At 32.0% G+C, this 18,773-nt stretch carries 18 protein-coding genes; all 18 read right to left on the bottom strand.

Annotated elements, in window-relative coordinates; genetic code table 11:
- Positions 1-432 precede the first annotated feature (432 nt).
- Positions 433-1,119 carry a haloacid dehalogenase type II gene (locus HNP99_RS15730; protein WP_173854405.1) on the bottom strand — a complete coding sequence of 229 codons (687 nt, stop codon included), beginning with the start codon at positions 1,117-1,119 and terminating at the stop codon, positions 433-435.
- Between the two features lie 15 nt (positions 1,120-1,134).
- Positions 1,135-2,199, bottom strand: coding sequence for a glycoside hydrolase family 113 (locus HNP99_RS15735; protein WP_173854406.1), 1,065 nt, complete (start codon positions 2,197-2,199; stop codon positions 1,135-1,137).
- Positions 2,200-2,228: 29 nt separating this feature from the next.
- Entirely contained in the window at positions 2,229-3,302 is a 1,074-nt protein-coding gene (locus HNP99_RS15740) for a DUF2652 domain-containing protein (RefSeq protein ID WP_173854407.1), read from the bottom strand.
- A gap of 97 nt (positions 3,303-3,399) precedes the next feature.
- Positions 3,400-4,830 (bottom strand): dihydrolipoyl dehydrogenase family protein, encoded by a 1,431-nt coding sequence (locus HNP99_RS15745; RefSeq protein WP_173854408.1) that lies wholly within the window; start codon positions 4,828-4,830, stop codon positions 3,400-3,402.
- A gap of 223 nt (positions 4,831-5,053) precedes the next feature.
- Positions 5,054-5,311, bottom strand: coding sequence for a hypothetical protein (locus HNP99_RS15750; protein ID WP_173854409.1), 258 nt, complete (start codon positions 5,309-5,311; stop codon positions 5,054-5,056).
- 34 nt (positions 5,312-5,345) lie between these two features.
- Positions 5,346-5,927 (bottom strand): sigma-70 family RNA polymerase sigma factor, encoded by a 582-nt coding sequence (locus HNP99_RS15755; protein WP_173854410.1) that lies wholly within the window; start codon positions 5,925-5,927, stop codon positions 5,346-5,348.
- Between the two features lie 236 nt (positions 5,928-6,163).
- Positions 6,164-6,916 (bottom strand): alpha/beta hydrolase family protein, encoded by a 753-nt coding sequence (locus HNP99_RS15760; protein ID WP_173854411.1) that lies wholly within the window; start codon positions 6,914-6,916, stop codon positions 6,164-6,166.
- A gap of 206 nt (positions 6,917-7,122) precedes the next feature.
- Positions 7,123-8,535: an FAD-dependent oxidoreductase gene (locus HNP99_RS15765; protein ID WP_173854412.1), complete on the bottom strand. Its 1,413-nt coding sequence runs from the start codon at positions 8,533-8,535 to the stop codon at positions 7,123-7,125.
- Between the two features lie 298 nt (positions 8,536-8,833).
- Positions 8,834-10,171 carry a glycosyltransferase 87 family protein gene (locus tag HNP99_RS15770; RefSeq protein ID WP_173854413.1) on the bottom strand — a complete coding sequence of 446 codons (1,338 nt, stop codon included), beginning with the start codon at positions 10,169-10,171 and terminating at the stop codon, positions 8,834-8,836.
- A complete protein-coding gene (locus tag HNP99_RS15775) occupies positions 10,171-11,652 on the bottom strand; it encodes a cellulose synthase family protein (protein ID WP_173854414.1) in 1,482 nt (493 codons plus the stop codon). The genes HNP99_RS15770 and HNP99_RS15775 overlap by 1 nt, the downstream gene beginning before the upstream one ends.
- A 23-nt stretch (positions 11,653-11,675) precedes the next feature.
- Positions 11,676-12,365 carry a glycosyltransferase family 2 protein gene (locus HNP99_RS15780; RefSeq protein WP_173854415.1) on the bottom strand — a complete coding sequence of 230 codons (690 nt, stop codon included), beginning with the start codon at positions 12,363-12,365 and terminating at the stop codon, positions 11,676-11,678.
- An 11-nt stretch (positions 12,366-12,376) separates the two neighbouring features.
- Positions 12,377-12,766: a toxin-antitoxin system YwqK family antitoxin gene (locus tag HNP99_RS15785; RefSeq protein WP_173854416.1), complete on the bottom strand. Its 390-nt coding sequence runs from the start codon at positions 12,764-12,766 to the stop codon at positions 12,377-12,379.
- A 49-nt stretch (positions 12,767-12,815) separates the two neighbouring features.
- Complete coding sequence (locus HNP99_RS15790) at positions 12,816-13,535, bottom strand: DUF547 domain-containing protein (RefSeq protein ID WP_173854417.1); 720 nt, start codon at positions 13,533-13,535, stop codon at positions 12,816-12,818.
- Positions 13,536-13,549: 14 nt separating this feature from the next.
- Positions 13,550-15,142, bottom strand: a complete 1,593-nt coding sequence (locus HNP99_RS15795; RefSeq protein WP_173854418.1) for a 4Fe-4S binding protein — start codon at positions 15,140-15,142, stop codon at positions 13,550-13,552.
- 1 nt (position 15,143) lies between these two features.
- Complete coding sequence (locus HNP99_RS15800) at positions 15,144-16,439, bottom strand: NAD(P)/FAD-dependent oxidoreductase (RefSeq protein ID WP_173854419.1); 1,296 nt, start codon at positions 16,437-16,439, stop codon at positions 15,144-15,146.
- Between the two features lie 68 nt (positions 16,440-16,507).
- The gene (locus tag HNP99_RS15805; RefSeq protein ID WP_173854420.1) at positions 16,508-17,263 is read right to left on the bottom strand and encodes a DUF6503 family protein; all 756 of its coding nucleotides are present in this window, start codon (positions 17,261-17,263) and stop codon (positions 16,508-16,510) included.
- A gap of 43 nt (positions 17,264-17,306) precedes the next feature.
- A complete protein-coding gene (locus HNP99_RS15810) occupies positions 17,307-17,999 on the bottom strand; it encodes a TIGR04283 family arsenosugar biosynthesis glycosyltransferase (protein WP_173854421.1) in 693 nt (230 codons plus the stop codon).
- Entirely contained in the window at positions 17,992-18,750 is a 759-nt protein-coding gene (locus HNP99_RS15815; RefSeq protein ID WP_173854422.1) for a DUF547 domain-containing protein, read from the bottom strand. Before HNP99_RS15815 ends, HNP99_RS15810 begins: the two co-directional genes overlap by 8 nt.
- Positions 18,751-18,773: the final 23 nt, after the last annotated feature.

Genomic DNA, 18,773 nt, shown 5'->3' on the forward strand with positions numbered 1-18,773 from the left:
TATTTTTACCCATCGTTATTTGAATTTTGCAACTCTAAATTACGATTATTTTAAGAAGCCATTAATTTGGCTTCTTTTTTTATCGGACAACAATGGATAAGAATAATAAAATTAAAATATTTTTCATTTTTTTTTTTAGTTTAATCTTCTGTTTTTCAGTTTTCTGCGGTAAAATATCGCCTAACTAGTAAATATAATAAAGTAGATACATCTTTATTGCCTTTTTGAGATATATATTGATGTTTTTCTTTGCTTTAATGATTCCAAATTGTTTGCGTGAGGGATAGCAGTGAAAAGCCCACAAACAAGTGCAGCGATAGCGAAACTTGTTGCGGACTTGCAACGAATAGCCCGACTCGACCCGATAACTATCGGGACGGGTCACGCCCAGAATGATCTCGTTGATTTAATTAAAAATTATGAATTTGGTTACTATTTGTAAACAGCTACTAACTGCTGTGCTATTGCTAGAATGTCGTTAGCCACATAACCTGGTTCTTTAGATAATGTATATATTGATTGGCCTTCACGCGCTATGAAAGCTGTGTTTAAACCAGCATGTGATGCGCCTGCGATATCCCAACCATGTGCGGCAATCATGAGCATTTCTTGAGGTTTTACTTCCATTTTTTTAGCAGCCCACAAATAAGTTTCTATGGCTGGTTTGTATTTTGCTATTGTATCAATACTTAAAGCTTGCTCAAAATAATGGGTTAGATTTGAGTTTTGTAATTGCGCTTTTAAAGCACTATCTGGGGAGTTGGTTAAAGTTATTAGTCTAAAATCGTTTTCTTTTAAGAGTTGCAATCCTTTGATTACATCAGGATAGGTTTGTAATGATTTAATGATGGATAGGGTTTCTTTAATGGCTTCATTAGTTACTTTTTTATCCATTGAAGTGGCTGCCATTTTTAGTGTTGTAGCCGCTATGGTGGTAAAATCATGGTACTCATCTATATTGTTGGACACTGTAGAATAGTGCAATAACATTCCAAACCAAATGCGGAATCCTTGCTCTTCATTTAAGAGTGTGTTTATTGCTTTTTTTAACGGAGTCATATCTAGTAATGTCTCGTTTACATCAAATACTAATACGGGTTTATTTTTTTTAATCGTCATTATGCTAATTTTAAATTATTGATACCATTTTTTAATGGTTTCTAGTGCAGGTTTTTCCTGCGGTGTATAATCTACACCATTCCTTTTATTTTTATGATACTCGTCAGCGTACCATTTCCAAGCAAATCCACCTACAAACCAATCTTTTTTAGTCATGGATTGAAACAAAGCTTCATACGCATTTGCTTGCGCTATATTATTTATCTCGTTTTTGTCTTCTGTCCAAGGAGCTTCTGCGGCATGATTTGAATTGCGGTAGCCAAACTCAGTAAACATAATTTTTTTGTCGAATTTGTTATGAGTGATTTCCATTTTTTGAATGTGCTTTTCCCAGGCAGTATTGAGTTCTTTTACACTTGGATTTGCTGCGCTAGACAACGGGAAATAAGCATCGATACCAATATAATCTAACTGATCCCAAAAAGGAACTTTATCAAAATCATCCCAGTTGGCTGCGTAGGTAAGTTTACCGGTATATACTTTTTTAATTTTCTGGATGAGTTGGTTCCAGTAAGTGGGTCTTTTTGCAATTGCATTACCTAATTCAGTTGCAAAACAAAAAAGGGGCATTTTTTCTTTTTGAGCTAATGCTGCAAAATCCAGAATATAGTTTTCATATTCGGTTTCCCATTTTACCCATTCTTTATCTGTAGCGAAATCTAAATTTCCTGTATAAAAATTATGGTTTACCCAAAGGTGCGGTTTTAACATTACGCACATTTTGTATTGTTGTGCCATTTGATTACTTGCAATAATGCCTTCGGTTTTTTCGCCCCACCATTGTCGATCGTTATTATAATTTACGGTAGCGTCATCCCTATTTACATACGCATAGGGAATCAATGAAATTGCATTTACATGATTCTCTTTTAAATTATCTAGGGTACTTATTTTTAGTTCTTTTATTGGTGCTACAAGGTTCATTCCTTTGTATTCCATGTCTAGATTTTTAGCAGTTGGTTCTATGGGAATATTTATAGCGACTTCATGCGTTTCTTTTATTGTTTGATTAGTGTAAATGGCAAAACCGCTAATAATTATTAACGTGAGTATAGAGAGTATAAGTATTGTTTTTTTCATTAAGTTGTTTTTATTATCGCGCTACAATGCTACGTTATAATTTTTACTAAGTTGTTTTTAGACACTTTGTGTAAGTTGGTTAATTTGCGTTCCCACATTCTACTAACTTTTTTTACAATTTCCTTTTTCATAATCTTGCCTAATATGTTGTATTCAAGAAATAAGCTCAAGGTAAGCTGGGTTGTATGTTTATCAATTTTATGTAGTTTGATCAAGTAGTAGAATTTTTTTAGAAAGAACATTTCTTTTGTTCGTTCGCCATAAATGAGACTGTCTTTACTGGGTTTTTTTATGGTTTCAAACTTCATGTTTCCAAATTTTAAAACACAATTATGTTCTGTTCCTACTCTATTTACTTTGTCGTGATCAAAATCTATGCGTTGAATTTCTTTGTCCCAAATATGACGGTATTTTAATTCGCTTATGTATGCAAAAATGTTGTGTATGTCTGCGTCAAAAGTTTTATTGATTATAACATCAGGCTGAGTAATATCGTCGTTTTTAATGGCTTCTTTTTCAACTTCTTTTTCGATATTTACTTTTATTTTATCTAAAATTTTATAGCTATACGTTAATTCATTTGTCGCTTCTTCTTGACTATTTTTCAACCATTTTGCTCCCATTTCATTTTGGAACAAGACAACAGTATTGGTAGTAAAAAGCACATATTCATTTACCGGAATTTGGTTTTTTAATAGTTGGTGTATTTCGATTACTTCTTTGCCATATGGCTTGATGATATTTTTTACTTTAATCATGGATAGTTCGCCATAATGTACTAAAAATTTAAGGTCTAAATCAATTGTAGTTTTACAAGATCCACAATCACATATTCGTTTAGTTTCGTACTCTTTAGTCAGCCTATGAAAAGATTCTAACATCACTTTTACCTGATTTATTAGTTGTTGGTAAGTTGGGATAGTAGTAGTATACATGAATAAAGCATCCCCTTCAACTTCAACTAATTGTAGGTCTATTGTGTTGTTGTCAATCAATAATTCTAGTAATTCAGCAATAATATGAATGCTGTGCTCCACCTCAGTGGTGTTTACAAAATTTGTAAAACCACTAATATCAGGCATAAAATAGAGCGCTTTGGGCATAAAATAGTCTTTAGATTTTTTTTGTTATCGAAATTTAGGATTTTTATTTTACACCTTATCTATAAATTTTACTAAAGTTTACTTCTAAAACTGCTATTTAGCTAAAGAGTTTAAAAGCAAATTGAAGTATTTTCTTGGTGTTTTTATTTATAATTTTCAATTTGTGTTGGCTGATAGCTTTTTGATTTATTCTGGATGCAGCAGGGTAGGGGTAGATTTTATTAGTAATAGCGTTAATAGACACTCCGCTAGTATTGGCTAGAATAAGCTCTTGGATTAATTCTCCCGCTTTTGGAGCAAGCATTGTTCCGCCAAGTATTTTTTCTTTTTGAAAAAAATTTCCTTTCGATAGATATAAATTTAGTTGTCCGTATTGATAATCATCTACAATGGCGCGATCATCATTAGCAAAGGACTGTTCTAGTTTTGTATATTTTATATTTCTTTCTCGTAAGTCTTTTTCGTTATAACCAAAGGTTGCTAACTCAGGATCAGTAAATGTGATCCAAGACATGTGTTTGTTAGAAATTTTCTTTTTTAATGGCGAAATAAGATTGTTGATTATTAATCGACCATGTTGTTCTGCAGCATGAGAAAACTGTAATTTGCCTACAACATCACCACAAAGGAGTACGTTTTTATTAGAAGTTTGTAAGTAATCATTAACCTTGATTTTGTTGTTTTCGATAACGATGCCCGCTTTTTCTAGGTCTAAATTTTCAATGTTTAATTGCCTTCCAATGGCAACAAAAACAGCATCAAATTCTAGAGGAGTTATTTTGCCTTCGTTATTTTTAATAATTCCTTTATTAGCAGATTCGAAATGAGTGATAGCTGCATTAAAATGGAATTCCATTCCTGATTGTTCTAATCTCTTGGTCAATATTTTACTCAAATCTTGATCGTCATGTTGCAAAATAGTGTTACCATGATGAACAACCGTTATTTTAGCGCCAAGTTTCTGAAAAGCTTGAGCCATTTCTATTCCTATTGGGCCACCGCCAATAAATAGTAGTCTTTTTGGGAATTCTTTTATTTTAAAAATACTTTGATTATCATAATATTTAACCATTTCTATTCCTGGAACAGTTAGTTTTCTAGGTCTTGACCCTGTTGCCAAAATTATTTTTTTAGCAGTATAGTTTACCCCTGCTACTGCTACTTGATTTTTTCCTGTAAATGTTGCACTTCCTATAGCAATATCAAATCCTTCTTTCTCAAAGTACGGCTTGTTTTCATGTGCTCTTATGACTTCCTGGCTGTCATAAATGTATTTTACCACCTTTTCTAGATCAACCTCTTGTGTTAATTGAAGTCCAAAATCACTTGCTTTTCTGGCATTGTCAACAATATTAGCAATATGAATTAAAGCTTTGCTAGGTACACAGCCATCATTTAAACAATCCCCTCCAATTTGGTGTTCTGTTTTTGAAACCATCAGTACTTTAAAACCAAGTTTGACCATAAATCCGCCAACACTTAATCCTCCAGATCCAGCTCCTATTATTATGAGATCGTATTTTTTCATGCTGTTTTATTTTACTGTTCGTAGGTGTTGAACGTGTTTTATCTAAATATTTTTACGCTTTTGCTTATTCCAATTTAAAAATTGAATCATATAAAATAATAGACTGATAAACGGTTAAAACCTGACATTCGATAATGAAAAAAGCCAATAAAATTGCTTTTTATTGGCTTGTAACTATTTTTGACTAGGTTGTATTATAGCGTCTTATAAAAAAATAGGAATATTAAATTTCTTTTATGCTTTCTATTATTTTAGATTTTTTATCAGCATCTAACTTAGCATTTGATTTATTATTTCCTGCAGTAAACCATTTAGCTAACGCAAAATCAATTAATTTAGATTGCTTTTCATAGCTATTGCATGTTTTACACACTGCTTTATGGGCATTTAATTGTAATTTTTCGGTAACTGATAATGGTGTAGCCAACTGTTTATCTATCAGTTCAGTTGATTTTTTACAACTGTTCAACAATTTTTTCATTACGATGTTCATTTTCTATAAAATTAAAACGTTATTAGACCCATTTTACCTCTAAGCAGTTTTTCATAAGCAGTTTAGCTCTATGAATGATCTGCCAATAATTAGACAATGTAATTTCTAATTCCTGACAAATATCTGCTGGCTTTTTTTCAGATAAATATTTTGAGGTAATTGCTAACTTCCATTTAGTAGGTAATTCCTCCATACAATGCTGGAGTACAGTATTAAAATCAGGATTGTCTAGCAACTGTTCTTCTTGATCCCAGAGCGTATTTACTTTCATGTTTTCCCAACATCCATTGTCAGTGAAGATCGCGTCAGCTAGTTCAAGACCACTATTTTCAGTAAGACTAAAATTTTGTTTTGTAGTTCTAGCGCTTAATCGGTAATAGTCAATTACTTTATTATTAAGTATCGAAAACAACCAAGTTTTAGGTTGGCTTTTTCCTTGAAAAGTAGCTATTTTATTAAATGCAGCCAAGAAAGTTTCTTGTACTAAGTCTTCGGCTGTTTCCTTAGATGATGTTTTATAAAGTGCCCAAGAGTAGAGGTCATCGCTATATTGATTCACCCATTTTTCTAATACTATCTTTTCGTTGTCTTTATTCTCGACCATGAATATTGCTGTCTGTATTTTTAATTTTCCAAATATACAGTTTTTTGCCACTCGTAAAAGCTAGTATTTTCATAAATAAAAGGATTTGCTCTTTGGCTTAAAGCCAAAAAATTACTTTGAGAACTAAAATTGTGTAATTGTTATAATTCAAAATACCGCTCTATTAATATAAAATAAGAGGAAAGGGCAGGCTTTTGTGACAAAAACTAGTTTGAAATATATTGTCTTGGATTTTGTTATAAATACCTTTTGGCCCAAGCAGCAATCATCAACCCCACAAATTCAGAATCGTCTTTGTCGCTCAATAAATGATCCGCTTTATCTAAGGAAATAAATGATTTTGGATGTTTTGCGGTTTTATATATTTTGGCCGCATTCTCAATTTCTACCGTTTGATCAATAGGAGAGTGGAAAATCATTATGGGAACATTCAAATTTGCAATGGCTATTTCGATTTTCTGACTTTTGATATCATTCAAAAATTGTTCTTTTATTTTAAAGGGCCTTCCACCAATGGATAATTCAGCGGCACCATTTTCTATAATCTCCGAAACGCTATCGTTAAACAAATGAGAAATATGTGATGGATTAGCAGGAGCACCAATCGTTACAACAGCTTTTATAGAAGGTATTTGATGCTTAGCAAAAAGCACTGCAGCACCACCCAATGAATGTCCGATAAGGATTGAAGGAGCTTCGTAATTTGATTTCAAAAAATCAGCAGCTGCAATTAAATCATCTACATTACTAGTGAAATTAGTGTCTTCAAAGTCGCCTTCACTTTCTCCTAATCCAGTAAAATCAAATCTAAAAACGGCAATTCCTTTACTATTTAACGCTTTACCTATATTTCTAACTGCTGTTAGGTTTTTATTGCAGGTAAAACAATGGGCAAATATGGCGTAACCCAAAGGTTTTTCATCTGGAAGCTCTAATAAAGCGGCTAAAAGTTGTCCTTGACTATTTTTAAATTTTATTTTTTCTCTCATTTTGATTTAAATTTATTGCTATGTTTCATTAGTATGCAATAGTATTTTGAGCAATGCTCATGGAGTGTATTTTGTTTTAAGTTCCATAATTTTAGCCACAGCTCAATAAGATTTAATCTGTGGCTAATTTTATTTTATGCGTAATTCAAGTTTAAACTCATTGAGTTTGCAAAATAGAAACTACAAACGTTGATACCATAACGCTTTTATTTTTTCAAGTATTCTTTGATTCCAAAACTTGCGACAACTCCTTCGCCAGTAGCAGCAGCGACTTGTGCAATGGCTCCAAATCTACAGTCTCCCGCTGCAAAAATCCCAGGAACACTAGTTTCATTTAGCCCTTTAGTTAAAATATGGCCACTTTGAGACAGGTTGATTAATCCTTCAAAAGGTTTTGTATTAGGGATTAACCCTATGAATACAAAAACACCATCGGCTTTTATTTCTCCGTCTTTTCCAGTCTCGTTATCAGTGTAAATCATTTTTTCAAAACTAGCACTTTCATTTGCAATAAATGCTTTTGGAGCTTTGTTTAAATAGATTTCTATGTTTGCAAAAGAGGCTAATTTCTCAGTATAAATTTCATTAGCAGAAAATTGTTCGCTGCGGTGAATAATGCTCACTTTTTTACAGAATCCAGCTAAAAACATTCCTTCTTCTAAGGCACTGTTTCCACCTCCAATTACAATTACTTCTTTATCACGATAAAATGCCCCATCGCAAGTTGCACAAAAGTGAATACCAGATCCAATCAATTCTTGTTCACCTTCAATATCAAGCGTTCGGTACATACTTCCTGTTCCTATGACAATTGATTTAGAGCGGTATTCTTGTGTTTTAGTAAAAACTTTAAAAAAGCCTTGCGTTTTTTCTATATTGATGATCTCTTCGCCAGTTTCAATTTTTGCACCTAATGTTTCGGCTTGATCTGCCATTCGATCCATTAAATCAGGTCCTGAAACTTCTTTAAACCCTGGGTAATTTTCTATTTTTTTTGTTATAAACGCATTACCTCCTATATTTTTCTTTTCGAGTATGATACTGTCAAAACGATCTCTTTGCGCATAAATAGCTGTGGTAAGTCCTGCTGCACCACCACCTACGATAAGCACATCGTAAATTTTAGTATCAGCTACTTTATCGATTGCTAATAATGCCATGAGAGTAGCATTATCAGGATTAGAATAAGGTTTGTCGTTGAATAAAATGGTGGGAATAATTCTTTTTCCGTTGTTTGCATTCATTACAAATTCACTCGCTCCCTCAGTAGTTTCTACGTCTACGAATTCAAAATTAATTTGATTGTCTTGTAAAAAATGTTTTGCTCGCTGGCAATCAGGACACCAATCTGCACCAAATAATTTCAATCTTCCTTGTTTGTTAACACCCAACTGTTGTGCTAACTCAAAATTTTGAGGATTGCTATATGCAACATCATCAATTAAAACTGTGGGAATAATTCTTTTACCTTTGTTATATCCTTCCACAAGTTGAGAAGCTTCAGGAGTAATGTCAATATTTATATATTCGAATTTGATGTTGTTTTTAGTAAAAAATTCTTTGGTTCTTCTACAATCTGGACACCATTCAGCCCCAAACATTTTGATTTCTTTATTCATATCTTATTTTTTATTTAGTAAAAACTAAAGTTAAGGTTTTATTCGTTTGATTTTTATATAGATAGCAATTAGCTTGTTTTGAATTTTCTAGATTCTCAATTAGGCAGCTACTAAATTGATTAATTGTATTTGTTGTAATGAATAGACGGTATTTTATTAACTTCCTGACAATTATAGAATTAAAAAAGCCAACATAATTTTGTTTATGTTGGCTTTTGAGTAAGTATATTTTTTTAATATTAATTTTTTATACCATCTAATATGAAGAGATTATTATAAATGTGCCCAAGTTAGCTTTTTAAAATAGTTGTTTTTTAGGTTCGAAAAGTCCTGTTTTTTCGTAAATTATATAACCAAAGACAACTATATATTCAATGGCTATAAACCACAGATTCTCTTTGAATTGTGAATTTGAGTATGCACTATAACTTAAAATCACTGTTAAGGACCAAACAACAGGGTATTTATATTTGGTAAAAACACTAATCAATAAAAGATTAATTACATACCAAGGATGCACGGTTGTAGCGGTGAAAAAATACACTGTTAATACTAATAACATACTTTCAAGTAAACTTTCAATAGTATTGTTTTTTCTTTTAAAAGCGATGTAAACAATATAAAGTATCATTGCAACAGGAATTATTTTTCCAGTAATATGAATAATATTGTATCCGGTTATCCAGAAACCTATAGCGCGAATAATATAGTAAATACTCGCATTAAATTCAAAATTTGTAAACCATAATCCTATCGTTTCACTATAATTTTGAATAAGCTCATTAGATAAAAAGGGTAAGAAAAGCGCAACGTTTGTAGCTATCACGATACTATAAAAGAAGCATGCTTTTTTAAAACCTAATTTTTGTAAAAATAGCGGAAGTAAAAATAGCGGAAGTAATTTAGTTGAAATGGATAACGCTAGAATAAATGCCGCAGTTTTCCATTTATTTTGGTGTAGTAAATACATACTCCACACAAAAAAGAATAACATTACACCTTCAAAATGCAGGTTTGAAGTAAGTTCGATTATAACTAACGGATTGAGTAAATACCAAAATAGATGGTAGCTTTTTTTACCAAGTTGTGTCAGTAATTTGGTTCCAAAATAAAGCGTTCCTAAGTCTGCTAAAATGATGATGATTCTTAATACAATCGCAGCACTAGCAACTGAGGTAGTCCCAAAAAATGCTGAAATAGCAAATATAAATTGATTTACAGGTGGATAATTTGAGAAGTGGCTGGCACTTAAACTACCCATTCCGTCGTATATTTCTTTGGCATTAGCCAAATTAAAACCACTTTGATGAATTAAATCATTAGGCAAATACAAATAAGGATTCATTCCTTGAATAAGCAAACGCCCATCCCAAATAAAACGGAAATAATCCTGTGATAAATTAGGTAAGACAGCAATGAAAACGATTCTAAAAAGTAGGGTAGCACCTATCAGGAAAGGAATGTTGTGTTTTTGTAGTTTTATGATTTGGTACAATAAAACAAATAATAAACCATACGCAAAAACTAAATTAGTGAATGCGGTGCGTTCTAGAGCATAACCTATATAACTATAAACAAAGACACTTATTAAAAGGTAGCTGTATGATTTTATAGTATTTGACGCTAAAGAAATCATTAATTATTATCAGTAATGGATTTTATAAACACAAAGCTAAAACCCGTAATCAACATTACATGAAGTGCAATGATGCTATAATCATTCAGTAAAAAAGCACTGTAAATTCCAAAAGTAAAATACAAAATCAAACCACCTTCTATAAAGATGTTTTTAGATATTTTTTTAGACAAATAGGTATTCTGTTTCCATTTGTCTTTAAGCCCTTCAATATTTAACTTTGGTGTTCTAACAAATTCACTTTTTTTACCCCATAAACCCTCTAATACAGCGATTGTATTGTGGAATGAAAAGCCCATTACAATAGTGTAAAAAGTAAAAAACATACTTGTATATTTCAAGAAATTTTTATAACCTCCACCATGCAAACTTTTGAATGTAACCCAGTAGCTGATGAAAAAAAGCAATGAACTGATTACAAAAAAGACTAATACATCAAATATTGCGTCAAATTGTAGGTATTTATTTTTGATATATAAAACGGGAACACTTAAAATTGCCATGATAAAAACGGCAAGAAACATAGTACTATTAAGTAAATGTAATACTCCGTGCACTTTAGTTTTAAAACCAGTAGTTTTAGATTTTGTTAAACGAATTGCATTTTTACTAAAATTTTCGGCACCACCTTTATTCCATCTAAATTGCTGAGAACGTGCAGCACTTATAATTGCAGGTAATTCAGCAGGAGTTTCTACTTGCTCTAAATATTTGAATTTCCAGTTTTTTAATTGGGCTCTATAGCTCAAATCAAGATCTTCAGTAAGTGTATCACTTTCCCAATTTCCTGCGTCAAGAATACATTCTTTTCTCCATACTCCAGCGGTACCGTTAAAATTGATAAAGTGGGATTTAGAATTTCGTCCTACTTGTTCTAAGGTAAAGTGGGCATCAAGTGCAAATGCTTGAATTTTTGTAAGTAAGGAATAGTCACGGTTTAAATGCCCCCAACGTGTTTGAACGACACCAATTTTAGGATCTTTAAAATACGGAATCGTTTTGTAAAGCCAATCTTTTTGAGGTACAAAGTCAGCATCAAAAATTGCTATAAACTCGCCTTTTGCATGAACCAACCCTTCTTTTAAAGCACCTGCTTTAAAACCAGATCTATTGGTTCTTTGTATTTGTGTAATATCAATTCCAGTAGCAGCAATTTGCTTGATTAGCGCTGCAGTTTCAAGTACGCTATCATCAGTACTGTCATCTAAAACTTGTATCTCTAGTTTCTCTTTAGGATAATTAAGTTGTGCGATCGTTGTTAATAAACGCTCGATAACGTATTTTTCATTATAAATAGGGAGTTGTATGGTAACATAAGGAATTTCTTCAATATTTGAAAAGTCAAATTGTATGGATTCGTCCTTAATTTTTTTACTTTTAAGATAATTTAACAGTAAATTGAACTGTGCTAAACTATAAAAAAAGACAAGTAAAATAGAGATTGCGTAAAGGATTACGATAATGTAAGAAAGCTGTAGCATGGTATTTTTTAACCTTTTAGGTTTTATTTATAAGTGTATTTAAAAATCCAACCTATTATTTTTATTCCAGCCATAAAAGTTCCTTTTACAGTACCTGAAATTTTAGAAACTCCTATTCTGTTTTTATATCTAACAGGGATTTCTACATATGACATTTTTTGTTTTAATGCTTTAAGTTGCATTTCAACAGTCCAACCATAGGTTTTATCTTCCATATTCAAAGCGAGTAATTTATCATACTTTATGGCTCTAAAAGGGCCTAAATCAGTAAATATTGCTTTAAATAATATTTTCATTAAAAAAGTTGCCAACCAATTACCAAAAACTTGTTGTGGTGTCATGGAGTTTTTTTCTCTTAAACGTGCTACTCGAGCGCCTATAACAAAATCAATATTGTCGTTTACAATAGGGGCAATTAGCTTAGTAAGCTCTTCTGGATAATCAGAATAATCGCCATCTAGAAATACAATAATGTCTGGCTTAATTTCTTGTTTGGAAATGTACTCTAGCCCTTTTAAACAGGCATATCCGTATCCTTTTCTATTTTCAGATAATACAGTGGCACCAGCATTTTGGGCCACTGTTATCGTATTATCTGTAGAATTATTGCTGATTACAATTATTTCAGAAACGCAAATTGGAATATCACGAATGACATTTGCAATCGCTTTTTCTTCATTGTAAGCAGGTATAATTACTTTTATTTTATTCATTAATTTTTTATTCAGGGATTGTCTTCTTTATATGCTGAAATAGAATTCCATTCTTTAGTTTTTATCCCTTTTGTAAATTGTTCTCCTTTAACAAGGTCTCCGTTTTTATAGATTAAACAAAGCCCTTCTTGGATGTTGTTTTTAAACTCAACTTTTTTCTCAATGGTACCGTTTTGATTATAAAACAACCACCAATTGATTTTTTTGTTTGCTTCAAAGTGACCCTCTGATTTCTTAGTTCCATTCTCATAATAATAATACCAGTAATCAACTTTTTGATTTTGTGATATCCATCCTTCTGATTTCAAATTACCATTTTCAAAATAATTTTTAAAATAGGTTTTTTCTACAGTAGCAGGTGAAAAAGAGAATAAAATAAGTAAGAAAAGAGATTTGATCATTTTGTTTGTATTTATTAATGGTCAAACAAAAAACACTTTCTAAATAAAGTTATAATTTGTTTAAAGACCAGTCAAAGTCATAGGTTTTCACCGTTAATGTATTATCTATTTTTTTTTCTAAAAAAAGATTTATAAAATCGATTTCATTAAAATAGTTAACGGCAAAATCTTTTTTATACCATTCAAATATTTTAGGTAATTCGATAATTTTTAAGTCTTTATTAATATAGAAATAGTCTTTTGAATTAATTACTAAAGTTGCTTGATGTTTAATTTGCTCGTCAATTTTACTAGGGATGTACGCTGTATTTAAGAGTGGAGCTCCACCATTTGCACCGCATGCTAAAGTAAAATGTACTGCTGAATCAAAGAATAAATCTCTAAGAATAACGTTTTGTATATCATTAAGTGTCAATTGTTGATTACCAACAGTAAAAGGAGTTGCATCAAAAAAACCAGGTACTTTTTCTACAGTTGGTACTGGATATAAATCAACAACTGCTCTAATAACTTCAAGGTTATACACATTTATCCAGAATGCTTTGGCTAATTTTTTGTCACTAAATTTAGTGTCTAACTTTTCTATGTTACTTAAAATATAGATGAGCTCTCCAGGACTTTTTTTAATAGTAAAATAATCTACTTTACCTTCAGGGCTTACATTTTTCTTTAGAAATTCTGAAGTTTGTTCAAAAAATAATTGTGTAGTCTGTGCCCGTGAAATAAAAGTTAGAGCAAAAAAGCAAAGCGTTAGAGTAATTTTTTTCATTTGAAATTTTATATTTATTTTTGGTTTATTAAATCCATTAAATCTACATCATTTCCTAGTAAAATCTCATTAGAGTTGATCCTTCCCGCAGGAGTATCATTTTCTAATTTTAGTACTCCACGTGGGCACACCGCTGAACAAACACCACAACCTACACAAGAAGAACGCACGATATTCTCTCCTTTTTGAGCATAACTACGAACATCAATTCCCATTTCGCAGTATGTTGAACAGTTTCCACATGAAATACATTGTCCGCCATTAGTAGTAATTCTAAATTTCGAAAATAAGCGTTGTTGTAGTCCTAATATAGCTGCCATAGGACAACCAAAACGACACCACACACGGTTTCCTAGTATTGGATAAAACCCAACACCTATTACACCACTAAACGCAGCACCTATAGCAAAACCATACCATTCTCTTAACGAATTACTATCTAAAAACAGAATGTTTTGATTTCCAGAAAAATAATTGAGGAGCAAAGATATAATAATTATAATTACTAACGAAACCATAGTATAAATCGCATCTTTATCCATGTCTTTTCTTTTGAAAATGTACAAGGCAGATGTGAAAACAACCAGAAAAATTACGATGCCCCAGATGAATTGCCCTCTAGTGATAAAACTCATTTCGGGGTTGTTAGACAAGAAAGTAAAAATTACAGCAATTGTCATTACAAAGGAGAATACAAGAACACAATGAATCATCCAACGTTCAATTTTCCATGAAACTGTTGATTTATTTGATAAATGTCTAAAGCTATCTCCAGCTGTTTCAGCTAGTCCGCCACAACCACAAACCCATGAACAATACCATCTCTTACCGTAAAAATAAGTAAGAATAGGGGAGATAATAAAAATCATCGCAATTCCAAAAACCAACATGAACATTCCTAAATTTCCTCCATCAAGCATGGCTTTAAGGTGCCAGTCATTAAAGAAATAATAGTTTAAAGGCCACATATTCTTTAAATCCTTAGCAAAATAAGCTTTGTCAGGATTCATTTTTTCTAGAATTTCAGGAATCAAGAATGCAAATCCAAGTTGGAAAAACATCACTGATAACGTACGTACTAGTTGGTACTTGTTATGACGGTATTTTAATATGAATTTATATCCTAAACCTAAAATAGCAATAGTGTATAAAGTACCATATACAAACCATTGGCTTGCAGGTTTACCGTTTAATATAATGCTTAAAGGGTCAAAGAAACCTACTATTCCGCTGTTTGTAGCTCCGTTTTCTCCAAGCCCTAAATACTTTGGAAACCAATACAAAACCACATAAAATGAGGTAAGAATAATTCCAATCATCCATGCCCAATTTCCTTTGCTAGTTAATGATTTGTGCCAAACACCATTATTTTTTATTCCTTCGGGTTGGTTTAAATACGTTCTGTTTGCATAAAGTACTATTCCAGCAAATATTGCAATTATAGCTCCTGCTAACCAGATTCCTTTATTTGGGAAATTAACATTGAATAATGCTAATGCCATTATGAATAAGCCAACTAACCCTAGTGAGATAGCTGCTTTTTGAACACTATCCATGGAGTTATTCTCATGGGATGCTATCGATATATTTTCTACTGATTTACTCATTTTATTCTGTTTTTAATCCATTGAAAGCGCTTGTGAACTGTGCTTGTATTTCTTTATTGTAACTTGTAAAAAATTCCGGATCAAAATTAGCTTCTGCTAAATGATGCATCACATAATCAACCGTTTTTTTCTCTGTAAGCACTTTGTCAAAAAACTCATGACGCATACGGATTCCAAAAGTGTTTATTCCAAGAAATTCACGACTGTTTTTATCAAAGGATATTCTAATTGCTTTCTTACCACCAGTATGTTCCCAGTAAAAATGGGTTTCATTTTCTTTGGCTTTAGCCCAAACCCATCCGTAAGTTTGGTACTCAATGTCTAAAAATTTAGCCGAATTGAACCAATGTCCTGGTTTATATTGCGTAGGCGTACCCGTTAAAGTTTGCGCTAATGCTTCGCCCATCATTCTACCGGTATACCAAACGGCCTCTATAGGACGACGTTGATCAATACCTTCATGTTGCTCAGCACAATCACCTATAGCGTAAATGTCTTTACTATTTGTTTCTAAAAAACGATTCACAAGAACCCCACGACCTAATTCAATTCCAGAGTCTTTCAAGAAAGCAACATTAGGCGATACACCTGCTGTCAATCCTACAATTTCGCAGTCTATTGTCTCTCCTTTATCAGTTACAATTGCTTTAACATGTCCTTTATCATCTGAAAGTATTTCTACCAAGTTTGTTTCTAGACGCAAATCAATATGATGTTCTAAAATATGTCGGTTAATCATTTGGCTTTCGCCAGAAGGCAACACACCACTCCAGAAACTATTTTCACGAACCAAGAAAGTAACTGCAATATCTCTAGCGCGCAACATCTCAGCAAGTTCAATTCCTATTAATCCTCCGCCAACAATTACAGCACGTTTAGTAGTAGGAGCCCATTTTTCTAACGCCTCTAAGTCTTGCTTGTGGTACAAACCAGTAACACCTTGTAAATCTTGTCCTGGCCAACCATATTTATTAGGTTTTGAACCCGTTGCAAGAACTAACTTGTCATAAGGAATACGTATGTTATTTTCTAACAAAATTTCTTTTGACGCAGGAACTACAGCAGTCACCAATCCTTGTTTTAAATCGATATTATTCTTTTTCCAAAAGTTGTTTTCATAAGGTTGTGTGTGTTCCAACTTCATGTGTCCCATAAAAACATACATCAATGCTGTTCTTGAAAAGAAAAATTCATGCTCAGCAGAGACAATTGTTATTTTAGAATTCGATTTTTTTCGAATATGGCGTGCTAGTGTAACTCCTGAAATTCCGTTACCAATAATGACAATATGTTCCATATTTAGAGTTTATTAAAAAATTTGAGAGAGAGACGCAAACTTTATATTAGTACTTACGTAATAGTTTCTTATTTGGTTTTAAAATTTTCTCTAATTTTAAAAGTAGTATCATCTACGGTAATAAATTTAATATTTGATAAAGTAGCATGACCCAACTCATCAGTAAGTCCTTGTCCTTCTTTCCATCCCCAGAAAACCCATTTTGTAGCAACTGGAATTCCGTCAACTTTTTTATAATCTAAATATTGAATGGCATGTGGATTTTTTTCAGCTTCTTCTTTACCAGACATTAAGCTCACAATGTAAGCGGCTTTTTCAATCAAGTTTGTTTTTTTGTCAGCATAAACTACATACCAATCATCTGGAGCATCTCCTGTACCTGATTTGAATGATAATTTTTCGGTTAAGTAATTTTCACTGTCTTTCTCTTTATTGTCATACGCATTCCAGATAGTTCCTGGGTCGTTTAACTTATATGGAAAAAGGAAAAAATAATTCCAGGTATAAGCATCAAAACGAATAGATTCCTCATTTTCAAAAGTAGGAGAGTAGTACACTTTGTCTTTGTTTGTAATGATTTTAGAACCATCTTTTAATGCTATTATGGCTTCAGCAGAATTCGTTAGGGTGGTAATAGTAGCATTCAATCTTTCTTTTCCACCAAAATCTAATACTATATCATATGAAATTGCTTGTTTATTTGCGAACTGTTCTTTTTCGTGTGCTTTTTCTGTTTTCGATGCAAAAGTTTCGTTTTCTTCCTTCTTTTTACAACCTACAAGTACTAAAGTAGCGATTAATAGGGTAGTGGCAATTTTCTTCATAATGATTCTCTTAAATTTAATTGTTTGTTTTTGTAAGCTTTTATTATAGGATATTCTGTTTGTAATAATTGAGCAGCTGCTCTGGACTGTGACCTAATTTCCGTTTTAAATGAATCATAGCAAAATGATATTGTAATCGCCAAACACCATTTTGACGGTACCTTCTTGATGATGTAAAGAGTGTTAACGGGATAACAACGAATTGTTTTTTGGCATAAAGCCTACTAATAATATCATTGTCTTCATAAATTACATACTCTTCATTAAATCCTTTGATGTCTTGAAATAGTTGCGTTGTAACAAATAGCGATTGATCACCACCTCTAAAAGCAATATGATTTATCCTTGTAAACCATTGCGATAGTCTTAAAACGGGGTGGTTATCATTAAATTCCATTCTAAAACAACCCGCTTTATTTCCTTGGCTAACTTGGCTAATAATAGCTAAATCAAAATCTTGTGGCGGAAAGCTATCACAATGCAAAAAATACAAAATATCTCCTGAAGCACTATTTGCTCCTGTATTCATTTGTTTAGCTCTCCCTTTTTTAGATAAAACTAATTTTAAAGCATCATTGGCTTTTATTTTTTCAATAGTGCCGTCAATACTACCGCCATCTACAATAATGATTTCATAAGCTATTTTTTTTGAAAGTACTTTTTCAAGATGAGCTATTGTAGTTGCTATTGTACTTATTTCATTTAAAACAGGAATGATGATCGAAAGCTTATTCATTCAAGCTCCAGTTATAGTCCTTGTAACTAATCTTTGCGTTACTATTAATTTTAGTAGTACTGTATTGATTTAAGAAATCGATAACGGATCCTTTTTTCTTGAAATCTCCTTCAAACCAATCAAATATTTTTGAAATTTCTACTTTGTTTGCTGTGATTGTGTTTTTTGATTTATCATTAATAAATCTTTTTGAAGCAGCGCTCAGTTGATTACTTAGCTTACTTTCAGTATAGGCTTCGTTCAATAAACTAGGACATGAAAATGATGCACAGTTAATAGCAAAATGAATTCTTGGTTCTCCCATTTTACGCAATATTTCATGCTCTATTTCCTCTAAACTGTATTTTTTATTTCCTAGAGTAAAGAATTTTTGTCCCCAAGGATCTTTAATATCTTTAATACTTTTAGTAGGGTAATTGTCTAAAATTAATTTTACTGTAAAGGCATTGTAAGCATTAATCCAGTAGGCAAGTGTAGCATTGCGTGAGGTGTATTTTGTAGGTACGTTAGCAGCTAATTCATTTAAGTAGGACTGTAGTTCTCCACTGTTTTTTTGAAACCCTTTGTAGTTTACAGTTCCATTAGCACTTACATTTCTTTGTAATAATGTATTCCATTTTGAATGGCTTATGTTTTTTGCATCATCTGTGACTGTAATTTGAGTTTCCTGAGCAGGCAATTCTACATTACTTTTTGTTTTTCCGCAAGAAAGTAAAGGCAATAGCATTAAGCTGTATAATAATTTTTTCATTTTGTTTTTGTTTTATGTGTTCT

The organism is Flavobacterium gelidicaeli (genome assembly GCF_013294005.1).
Taxonomy (GTDB): domain Bacteria; phylum Bacteroidota; class Bacteroidia; order Flavobacteriales; family Flavobacteriaceae; genus Flavobacterium.

Bases quoted from the DNA above. Each gene is read 5' to 3' on its own strand.
- HNP99_RS15730 (WP_173854405.1), bottom strand. From the start codon at position 1,119: ATGACGATTAAAAAAAATAAACCCGTATTAGTATTTGATGTAAACGAG.
- HNP99_RS15735 (WP_173854406.1), bottom strand. From the start codon at position 2,199: ATGAAAAAAACAATACTTATACTCTCTATACTCACGTTAATAATTATT.
- HNP99_RS15740 (WP_173854407.1), bottom strand. From the start codon at position 3,302: ATGCCCAAAGCGCTCTATTTTATGCCTGATATTAGTGGTTTTACAAAT.
- HNP99_RS15745 (WP_173854408.1), bottom strand. From the start codon at position 4,830: ATGAAAAAATACGATCTCATAATAATAGGAGCTGGATCTGGAGGATTA.
- HNP99_RS15750 (WP_173854409.1), bottom strand. From the start codon at position 5,311: ATGAAAAAATTGTTGAACAGTTGTAAAAAATCAACTGAACTGATAGAT.
- HNP99_RS15755 (WP_173854410.1), bottom strand. From the start codon at position 5,927: ATGGTCGAGAATAAAGACAACGAAAAGATAGTATTAGAAAAATGGGTG.
- HNP99_RS15760 (WP_173854411.1), bottom strand. From the start codon at position 6,916: ATGAGAGAAAAAATAAAATTTAAAAATAGTCAAGGACAACTTTTAGCC.
- HNP99_RS15765 (WP_173854412.1), bottom strand. From the start codon at position 8,535: ATGAATAAAGAAATCAAAATGTTTGGGGCTGAATGGTGTCCAGATTGT.
- HNP99_RS15770 (WP_173854413.1), bottom strand. From the start codon at position 10,171: ATGATTTCTTTAGCGTCAAATACTATAAAATCATACAGCTACCTTTTA.
- HNP99_RS15775 (WP_173854414.1), bottom strand. From the start codon at position 11,652: ATGCTACAGCTTTCTTACATTATCGTAATCCTTTACGCAATCTCTATT.
- HNP99_RS15780 (WP_173854415.1), bottom strand. From the start codon at position 12,365: ATGAATAAAATAAAAGTAATTATACCTGCTTACAATGAAGAAAAAGCG.
- HNP99_RS15785 (WP_173854416.1), bottom strand. From the start codon at position 12,766: ATGATCAAATCTCTTTTCTTACTTATTTTATTCTCTTTTTCACCTGCT.
- HNP99_RS15790 (WP_173854417.1), bottom strand. From the start codon at position 13,535: ATGAAAAAAATTACTCTAACGCTTTGCTTTTTTGCTCTAACTTTTATT.
- HNP99_RS15795 (WP_173854418.1), bottom strand. From the start codon at position 15,142: ATGAGTAAATCAGTAGAAAATATATCGATAGCATCCCATGAGAATAAC.
- HNP99_RS15800 (WP_173854419.1), bottom strand. From the start codon at position 16,439: ATGGAACATATTGTCATTATTGGTAACGGAATTTCAGGAGTTACACTA.
- HNP99_RS15805 (WP_173854420.1), bottom strand. From the start codon at position 17,263: ATGAAGAAAATTGCCACTACCCTATTAATCGCTACTTTAGTACTTGTA.
- HNP99_RS15810 (WP_173854421.1), bottom strand. From the start codon at position 17,999: ATGAATAAGCTTTCGATCATCATTCCTGTTTTAAATGAAATAAGTACA.
- HNP99_RS15815 (WP_173854422.1), bottom strand. From the start codon at position 18,750: ATGAAAAAATTATTATACAGCTTAATGCTATTGCCTTTACTTTCTTGC.